General features: G+C 73.2%; 5 protein-coding genes. 1 reads left to right on the top strand and 4 read right to left on the bottom strand.

Annotated features, from left to right (window positions below; translation table 11 throughout):
- Positions 1–9 precede the first annotated feature (9 nt).
- Together WCS02_RS03515 and WCS02_RS03520 are read right to left on the bottom strand one after the other, a co-directional pair.
- Positions 10–2,607 carry a putative bifunctional diguanylate cyclase/phosphodiesterase gene (locus WCS02_RS03515; RefSeq protein WP_340289831.1) on the bottom strand — a complete coding sequence of 866 codons (2,598 nt, stop codon included), beginning with the start codon at positions 2,605–2,607 and terminating at the stop codon, positions 10–12.
- Between the two features lie 137 nt (positions 2,608–2,744).
- Positions 2,745–4,892: an ATP-binding protein gene (locus WCS02_RS03520; protein WP_340289833.1), complete on the bottom strand. Its 2,148-nt coding sequence runs from the start codon at positions 4,890–4,892 to the stop codon at positions 2,745–2,747.
- Positions 4,893–5,166: 274 nt separating this feature from the next.
- Between WCS02_RS03520 and WCS02_RS03525 the strand changes: the two genes are divergently transcribed.
- Positions 5,167–6,036 carry a nuclease-related domain-containing protein gene (locus tag WCS02_RS03525; protein WP_340289834.1) on the top strand — a complete coding sequence of 290 codons (870 nt, stop codon included), beginning with the start codon at positions 5,167–5,169 and terminating at the stop codon, positions 6,034–6,036.
- A 138-nt stretch (positions 6,037–6,174) separates the two neighbouring features.
- Here the strand turns inward: WCS02_RS03525 and WCS02_RS03530 are convergent, their stop codons facing one another.
- Together WCS02_RS03530 and WCS02_RS03535 are read right to left on the bottom strand one after the other, a co-directional pair.
- Positions 6,175–6,942, bottom strand: a complete 768-nt coding sequence (locus WCS02_RS03530) for a DUF2268 domain-containing putative Zn-dependent protease (protein ID WP_340289835.1) — start codon at positions 6,940–6,942, stop codon at positions 6,175–6,177.
- Positions 6,943–7,318: 376 nt separating this feature from the next.
- Entirely contained in the window at positions 7,319–8,053 is a 735-nt protein-coding gene (locus WCS02_RS03535) for a hypothetical protein (protein ID WP_340289837.1), read from the bottom strand.
- Between the last annotated feature and the right edge of the window lie 599 nt (positions 8,054–8,652).

Here is an 8,652-nt window from a genome sequence, read left to right on the forward strand (position 1 = left end):
CTCGGAGTCTCACCTCTCGCCGGCGGCCCCGGTGGGCTCGATGGGCTCGCTGGACCGGGTGGTCTGGTGGGTCTGCTGGGCCTGCCGTGGCCTCACCACCGGGGGGCGGTCGGGTCGCTGTCTGTTGGTGCTGGTCGTGCTGTGGCTTGCTCGGAGGAAGCGGTCGGCGTAGATGTCGGCGGGTACCGGCCGGGAGAAGAGGTACCCCTGCCCGTACCGGACGCCGTGGCCGATGAGCTGCTCGCGCTGCTGCTCGGTCTCGACCCCTTCGGCGAGGACGTCCAGGCCGAGGGTGAGGGCCAGGGCCTGCACGCCTGCCACGAGCGGGGCCCCGCCCTCGGTGACGGTGGACACGACGGAGCGGTCGAGCTTGAGCACCTGCACCGGGAAACGGTCGAGGTAGTCCAGCGAGGTGTAGCCGGTGCCGTAGTCGTCCAGGTGGATGTCGACACCGGCCTCGCGCAGCGCGGCCAGCGACGACGCGGCGGCGCTGTCGACGGTGAGCTGGTCGTGCTCGGTGATCTCCAGGTGCAGGCTGGCGGTCGGCACGCCCGCCCGGGCCAGGTGGCCCAGGACCCGCCCGGGCAGGCCGGGGTCGTCCAGGCTGTCCCGGGTGAGGTTCACGCTCACCGGCGGCACCCGCAGACCCTGCCCCCGCCAGCGGGCCAGCTGCGCTACCACCTCCTGCAGCACGGTGTCGTCCAGCTGGGCGTCCAGCTCGTTGCTGCTGACCACGGGCAGGAACGCCTGCGGGCCGAGCAGCCCCCGCCGGGGGTGGTCCCAGCGGACCAGCGCCTCCGCGCCCACCACCTCCGCGGAGACGAGGTCCACCAAAGGTTGGTAGTGCAGCTCGAGCCGGCCCACCTGCACCGCCGAGCCGCCCAGCAGCTGACGGACGTCACCGGCGAGGGAGTACCGCTCGGCGACCTCCTCACGCATCTCGGGCCGGAACACCACCGCCCGCGACCCGCCCGCCGCCTTCGCGGCATACATGGCCACATCGGCCCGGGTCAGCAGCTCCGCCAGCGGAACCTGCTCCCCGCCCGCAGCACCGGCTCCGTCAGCCGCATCATCAGCGTCGCCGACGTCAGCACCGTCGCCGCCGTCAGCACCGTCTCCAGCCTGCGCCTGGCCGTCAGCGTGGTCGTCGGCGTGGGCGACCCCGACGCTCGCGCCGACCCGCAGCCGTCGACCCCCCACCACCACGGCAGGCTCCAGCGCGACGAGCAGCCGCTGGGCCAGCCGCTCGGCGTCGCCCGTCTCGCTCAGCAGGACGAACTCGTCACCACCCAGGCGGGCCACCACCGTGGCCGGGTTGCCGCCCGCAGCGCTCAGCAACCGGTCGCGCACCTGCAGCAGCAGCGCGTCCCCGGTGTCGTGCCCGTGGGTGTCGTTGACCTGCTTGAAGTCATCCAGGTCCACCAGGAGCAGGCTGCGCCCCTCCCCCGCACCGGGCCCCCCAGCCCTCCCGCTCCCCCCGGGTCTCCCGGGCCTCCCGGGCCTCCCGGGCCTCCCCCAGGAGGCCTCGTAGGTCCGGGCCAGGCCACGGCGGTTGGCGAGGTCGGTCAGCGGGTCGTGCTCTGCCAGGTGCTCGCTGTCGCGCAGCGCGGACACCGCCCGCAGCAGGCACAGCACCCCGATCAGCGCCCCAGCGACCGGCACCGCCCAACCCGGCAGCCCCGCGGCCCCGCCCAGCTGCGACACCCCCCACAACCCGGCCGGCACCAGCACCAGCGGCAGCAGCCCCAGCAGCGCCACCGACGGGCGCCGGGCACGCGCGAACGTCCCCGGCTCGTACACCGCGGCCATCGACGGGTGCAGCGCCGCCGCCGCGAACAACATCGAGGCCACGACACCGACGACCTGCTCCAGGTCCCCCGGCACCGCCAGCCGCCGGCCGTCCAGGGCCAGCGTGAGGTCGTACACGATCGTCACCACAGCCGCGCCCAGCAGCAGCCACGAGCTCACCGACAGACCACGCCGCGACACCGTGAACCGCAGCAGCAGCCCCACCAGCGCCACGTCGATGCTGGCCATCGCCACGTTCGCCGCGCCACCCTCGGCGGCCACGGTCACCGCCAGCAGCTGTGCCGCCACCACGGCCAGCACCGTGACGATGATCACCAGGTCTAACCAAGCCCCCGGCGTAGCCCCCGGGCCACGCGCGCCACGGGTGCCACGGCTTGCTCGGGTGCCGCGTCTTGTTCGGGTGCCGCGTCTTGTTCGCGTGCCGCGTCTTGTTCGCGTGCCACGGACCTGTTGGGCACTGCGGACGAACTGGCACACGTGCAGCGCGGCCACGACCTGCCCCGCCCACACCAGCACCGTGCTGACGGTGCTCAGCTGCCCCTGCACCTGCACCATCACCCCGGCACAGCCCCACAGCACCAGCATCAGCACCACCGGCCACCACCCCGAGCCGATGGCAGCAGCAGCCGGCCGGTGCCAGGCGATACCCACGACCACCAGGGCCACAGCGCCGACCGACGCCACCACCACCGCTGCCGACCGCCACCCCGGCACCAGCACCAGGACGACCGTCCCCACGAGGACCACGACCAGCAGCACCCAGGTCGCGCGGCCGGCCCACCACGCGCGTGTCTCCATGCCTGCACCTCGGCCCGCAGCGCACGGGACTTGACCCCCACGTGAGGGCCTCGACCCCTCCGGGCGCACCACCCCCACGTGACAGCCGGCGTGGCTGCCAGGCCCACGCGGAGCTCGTGGTCCGGCCTGGCGCGGGGTCAGGCGGTGGTGGCCGCGGTCCGCCGGTTGCGGGCGATGTGGTCGAGGACGGCCGTGAGCTGCTCGGCGTTCCAGGGCTTGGGCAGGACCCCGTCCATCCCGGCCTGCAGGCAGGCGTCGCGGTCGGTGGCCAGGACGCTGGCGGTCATGGCGAACACGGGCAGGCGCGCCGACCCCTCCTCGGTCTCCGTCGCGCGGAGAGACTCCACGGTCCGGATGCCGTCCAGGACGGGCATCTGCAGGTCCAGCAGCACGCCGTCGTAGCGACCGGCGCGCAGCGCCTCCAGCGCCTGCTGCCCGTCACCGACGACGTCGACCTGCACCCCTGCTCGTCTCAGGGTCATCTTCGCGACGAGCTGGTTGACCTCGTTGTCCTCCGCCACCAGCACCCGCATGCCCGGCTCGGCCTGCCCGACCGGGTCACCGGCACGGCGCGCCGGCGAGGACGTGCCGGGGGGACGGGGGCCTGGGACACGTCCCGCAGCACCCGCCGCGACCCTCCCTCCCACCTCAGGCGAGGCGCACGGGAGGGGGACGTCCACCCGGAACGTCGACCCTCGACCGGGCGCGCTGGTGACGGTGATGGTGCCACCCATGCGCTGGATGAGCCCGCCGGCGATGGCCAGGCCCAGACCCGTGCCGCCACAGCGGCGGGTGACCGAGGCGTCAGCCTGGGTGAAGGGCTGGAACAGCCGCGCCTGCTGCTCCTCGCTCATCCCGATCCCGGTGTCGGCGACCTGCAGCCAGACCTGCTCCTCGTCGCCGCCGACCGTGACGACGACCGAGCCCTGCTCGGTGAACCTGACGGCGTTGGAGGCCAGGTTGGTGATCACCTGCCGCAGCCGGGAGGGGTCACCGACCCGGTCCTGGCGCAGCGACGGCCGCACGACCACCACCATCGTGACGCCGGCCTCGTCGGCGGCCAGCCTGACCGGTAGCAGCGCGTCCTCCAGGACGTCGCCGACGCTGAAGCGCACGGCCTCGAGCTCGACAGCCCCGGCCTCGACCTTGGACAGGTCCAGGACGTCGTTGACGATGGTCAGCAGGGCCCGCCCGGACCGGCTGGCTTGGCGGGCCCAGCCCGCTTGCTCCTCGGGTAGCCCAGAGCCGGACAGCAGGTCGGTCAGGCCGAGGACCCCGTTCAGGGGGGTTCGGATCTCGTGGCTCATGGTGGCGAGGAAGGCGGTCTTGGCCCGCGAGGCGCGGTCCCGTTCCTCTGCCAGAGCGTGCGCCTGCCGGGTGGTCTCCTCCAGCCGCGCCACGAGCCGTCGCCGGTCGTCGCGCTGCAGGGCCAGGACGAGCGTCACCAGCCCCACGACGGACACGCACGCCTGGGCCAGCAGCACCCGGTTGACGGGCGAGGCGGCACCGAAGGGACCCAGGCCCTGCAGCGTGCTGACGACCATGAGGACGCCCGCGAGCAGCACGTGGACCGCGGCGAACGTGGTGTGGAAGCGCAGCGCGATCCACATGCTCAGCGGCAGCGGCAGGAACGCCAGAGGGAGGTTGGAGTCCAGGGCGAACACGGAGAGGTAGCCGACCGAGATGACGACGCCCGCCACCACCAGCTCTGCCCACACCCGCCACCCCTGCCGGGGATGCCGTTCTTGGGGGTCGGCCAGCCTGAGCGCCGGCGCGGCGAACACGAACACGCTCGCGGCGTTGCGCAGCGTCCATGCCCCCGCCGTCGGCAGCAGCGCCGCGTCCTGCAGCAGCCACAGCCCGACAGGGCCGATCAGGGCCGCCACGAGGGACCCGGCCGTCGAGGCCAGGACGAGGGCTGCGAGGTCCTGGGTGTGCCGCAGCCGGAACGGCTCGTGACCGCTCGCACGCTGGAGCCCGACCAGGACCAGGCACACCACCAGGGACTGCACGACGTTGGCGACCGCGAACACCACCGCCATCTCCCAGCTGACCCCGGTCAGGTGGTTGATCACACCGGCCACCACCGCCAGGAGGGAGCCGGCGATCAGCACCCGGCGCGGACGCCCCCACGACGCGGCGACCCACAGCACACCCACCGCTGCCGCAGGCCACACCAGCGCCAGCTGGGTCCCCTCCACCCGGGTCGCACGCCCTAGAGCGACCGCACCGGCGTAGAGCACGAGGAAGAACACCGTGGTCAGGACCGGGTGCCCCGAACGCAAGCCATCGAGCCTGGCCGCGATGCCACCGCCAGCCCCCGTCACCCCTGGCCCATCTACCTCACCCACCGCATCCACCTGTGAGGTGTCGACACCTCGCCCGGCCGGGTCGAGCCCCCGTACGTGTGACACGGCCCAGCCGAGACCCTCTCCCGTCGCCGCTGCCTACCTGGGCGGCGCCGCCCGCCCGGGACTCAGGTCCCCGTCAGGACGGCCCGATAGCCAGCGCAAGGTTCGGTCCGGGTGTCGCGTCCAGTGTCGGTTGAGTAGGGGCGAGATGAGCACAGCAGGGCACGGCGCACGCCAGCAGCAGGCAGCCGCTCGACGCAGCGTCGAGGAGGCCGAGCGGAAGCTCGCCGCCGCCAGGGCCCGCGAGCACGCCTGGTCCGCCGGCGCCGCCGGCGAGGAGCAGGTCGCCGACACCCTCGCCGGCCTCGCTCAGCTGGGGTGGGTCGTCCTGCACGACGTGGCCTGGCCCGGACGGGCCCGCGCCAACCTCGACCACGTCCTCATCGGACCCGGCGGCGTCCTCGTCGTGGACACCAAGAACTGGTCAGGCACCGTCACCGTCGACACCGACCGGGGCCTGCGCAGCAACGGCTACCGCAAGACCAAGGAGATCGAGGCGGTCCAGACCGCCCGGCAGGCGCTGCTTACCCTGGTCCCCGCCCTGCCCCCCGAGGTCGTCGCCGGCCTGATCTGCCTCGCCGCCCAGGACCAGGAACCCGTCCTCCTGGACGGCGTCGTGGTGGTCGGGCGCGGGCAGCTGCTGCAGCACGTACTCCAGCGGTCGGCCGTGCTGGGCGCCCAGGCCGTGATGGAGACCGCCATGACGCTCGGGACCGCCCTGCGACGGCAGCCCCAGGACCGCATTCCCGCCCAGGCGGGCCCCGGCCGGGCGCCCCGGAACACCGCGAAGCCCCGCGCCGGCTCGACACGCCCACGCAAGCGTCCAGCCCGTAGCGCCCGCGCCGGCGTCCTCAAGCTCGCGGCCTTCGGTGTCGTCCTCGGTGCACTCGTGCTCTTCCCCGACGAGGTGTGGCGGGCGTACATGTCGGTGGTCACCGCCGTCGTCACGCCCGTCGCCGACGACCTCACCCAGGACCTCCTCGGGAACGTGGTTCCCACGACAGCCCCGGCCCCCTGACCAGCCATCCCCCCGCGTTCAGCCCTGCCCCGTGGGTGGCCCTCCCGCAGGCCGCGGCCTTTCCGATCCGGTCTACGACAGCGCCATCAGGCTGATAGGTGCTCCACTCCTGTCCGGAGGAAGCGCGGGCGGCTAGCCCTAGACCGGAAGACAGTCCAGGCGGAAGAGGTCGGTCAGACTCCTGCTTTCCAGGGCCCGTCGCACTGCTCGGTCCCCGAACCAGTACCCGGCGCGCGACGGTACCGAGACCGGCTGGGCGGCCCCCTCGAACAGCCGGCCCAGGACGGCTGGGTCCCGCGTCTCCAACGCGGCCACCGCGACAGCCTCGATGGCCCCTGCTCGTCGTTCGCAGTCCTGCACCCACGCGTCGTGGTCACCGTCGAACCAGAAGTACGCGGACGCGGTGAGGCCAGGGCACAGCTCTCGTGACACCGCGACCGCCAGGCCCTCGATGAACGCCATCTCCCCCACGGAAGCCGGCCAGGTGATGCCCGACGCACGGGCGTGCGCGACGTGAGCCGCCTCGTGCGCGACCAGGACAGCGTCATAGGGCGACGGCGGGAAGTTCTCCAACGCCAAAAACAGGGCCGGCTCCCCCGCGTACGGGGCGACCCAGCCGTTGGCGGTACCGCCACCCACCATCAGCACCGTCGGCAGCCACGGCCGGTCCAACAAGCCGCGCTCGTGCATCGCCGCGGCGGTGGACCGCACCAGGCCGGCTGCCCGTCCCTCCCGCTCCTGGATGCCCCCGACAAGGGCTTCGACAGTGTCGGCGGCCTCACTCCGCAGGCTGGGATCGCCCCGGCCGTCGTAGTAGACGTCGAAGACATCGCGATGGGCGGCCTCGTACCGGTCGGCCCACGCCGCCTGGCGCGGGCCACCTGCTGGCACCTCGAGCAGGCGCATGTAGGCCGGTGTGGTCGTCGTAAAGATGGCAGCCCCCGCACTCGGATCCGCATACATCCCGGTCGTCCTGACCGGGGTCCCACCGGCCTTAGCCCGGCACGGTAGCTCGACCAGGCGACGCCGGGCGCAGGTCGCCCCGGTCCGCGTGACCGGTCGGCTCGCTGCCGTGTCGCCTGTGAAGTCCTCGGCGACGGCTGGCCGGGGCGCGTCCGTCGTTTTCCACATGAAGACCCGTCCCGATCGCCGATCCTCTTGTGGCCCAGCCCGGCACGGCCCCTGGTCCCAGCGGCGGCTCCCGCACCGACGCGCACCGGTTGGGGCCGCCAGCTGGGATCTGTGTCGGGCAGCTTCACGTGTGTCCGGGCCGGCGTCAGAGCTAGGAGATGGTCGCGGTGCCCTCGGCGTCGACCCGCTCGTCGTGCAGCAGCTCGCCCGCGGCGTCGACCGGGATGTAGGTGACGTCGAACGTGATCGGGGACCCGGGCTGGTGCTCGAAGTTGTCGCCGTAGGAGAAGCGCTGACCGGGCTCGAAGGTGTAGATGCCCGCCTCGCTGTAGCCCTCCACGCTGACCCCTGGCTCGTTGATCCCCTGGGCGGCCCAGAGCTCGTCGCCGGTCAGGCCGTCCATGCCCTGCATGTAGGGCCAGTCGTCGTAGCGGGCCGAGACGTCGACCAGGGAGGGCCCCAGGTCGACGGCCGCGCCGTTGTTGCTCACGACGTAGTTGAGGAAGACCAGGGTGTCGCCCACCTCGATCAACGGCGTGTTGGTCTCCGGGTCGACGAAGGAGCCGGTGTCGTCGGCCGGCATCGTGCCGACCTGGTAGACGTCGACCGTCAGGTCGCCGGCCTCGATGCTGCTGAGCAGCTCGCCGGGCTCGGTCACCGGGTTGGCCCAGCTGGGCTGCCCGCCCGAGGCGCTCGCCTCGGCCGGGCTCTCGGCGCTCCCCGGGCTCTCCGTCACCTCAGCGCCGGCCGTCTCCTCGGTGCTGTCGGTGCTGTCGGTGCTCTCCGGTCCCGGCGTCGCGCTGGTGCTTGCCTCGCCCGTGGAGCCGGATGACTCGGCGGCGGACTCGGCGTCGGCGCCGCAGGCCGTGAAGCCCAGGGCGCTCACGGCCACCAGGCTGGTGAGGGCGAGACGGGTGCGTGCAGTCGCATGGAAGGTCCTGTCGGTGAGGGGCGTCGGGCGCAGGGGGCCAAACCTGACCAGCCGGACACCGGCTCGTCCGCGGTCGCGGACTGAGCGGCGTACGTCGCCCAGGATCCGGGGGACGGGGCCGAACTGGTGGCCGAGACGGTCGGCCCACATCTGTTCTACACCGACCGGATTCGCGCCGGCACGGGAGTCCGGGGGGCTCCGTCCGATCCGCCGAATACGTCCCGGGGGGGGGGACCTCTACGTGCACGCTCAGACCGCTCGGCCCCCCGACCGGCGTCGCCGGGTCGAGCAGCCCCCGGCCCTGTCAACCCTCTACCGACCGGGCGGCAGCGCCACCGAGCACTGGCAAGCCCGACTCGGGAGAGCCGAACGCCTGGTCAGCGGACCACTCGTGCGGACCGGGCCTCGCCTGCTCCGCTACGCAGAAGCCCTGTCGCGGTCGCCCGACGAGGTGGAGCGCCGCACCCGGGCGTGACCCCGCCACGGGCGCTCTGAGAGTGGGAGCGTGGTCTGGCCCCAGGGTGGCGGTCTGATTTGGCCCCACCTGCGGGGGC

Origin of the sequence: Aquipuribacter hungaricus (genome assembly GCF_037860755.1) — a bacterium.
GTDB classification, from domain to species: Bacteria; Actinomycetota; Actinomycetes; order Actinomycetales; family JBBAYJ01; genus Aquipuribacter; species Aquipuribacter hungaricus.

Excerpts from the sequence above, each read along its gene's own strand:
- WCS02_RS03515 (WP_340289831.1), bottom strand. The coding sequence starts at position 2,607 with ATGGAGACACGCGCGTGGTGGGCCGGCCGCGCGACCTGGGTGCTGCTG.
- WCS02_RS03525 (WP_340289834.1), top strand. The coding sequence starts at position 5,167 with ATGAGCACAGCAGGGCACGGCGCACGCCAGCAGCAGGCAGCCGCTCGA.
- WCS02_RS03530 (WP_340289835.1), bottom strand. The coding sequence starts at position 6,942 with ATGCGCCTGCTCGAGGTGCCAGCAGGTGGCCCGCGCCAGGCGGCGTGG.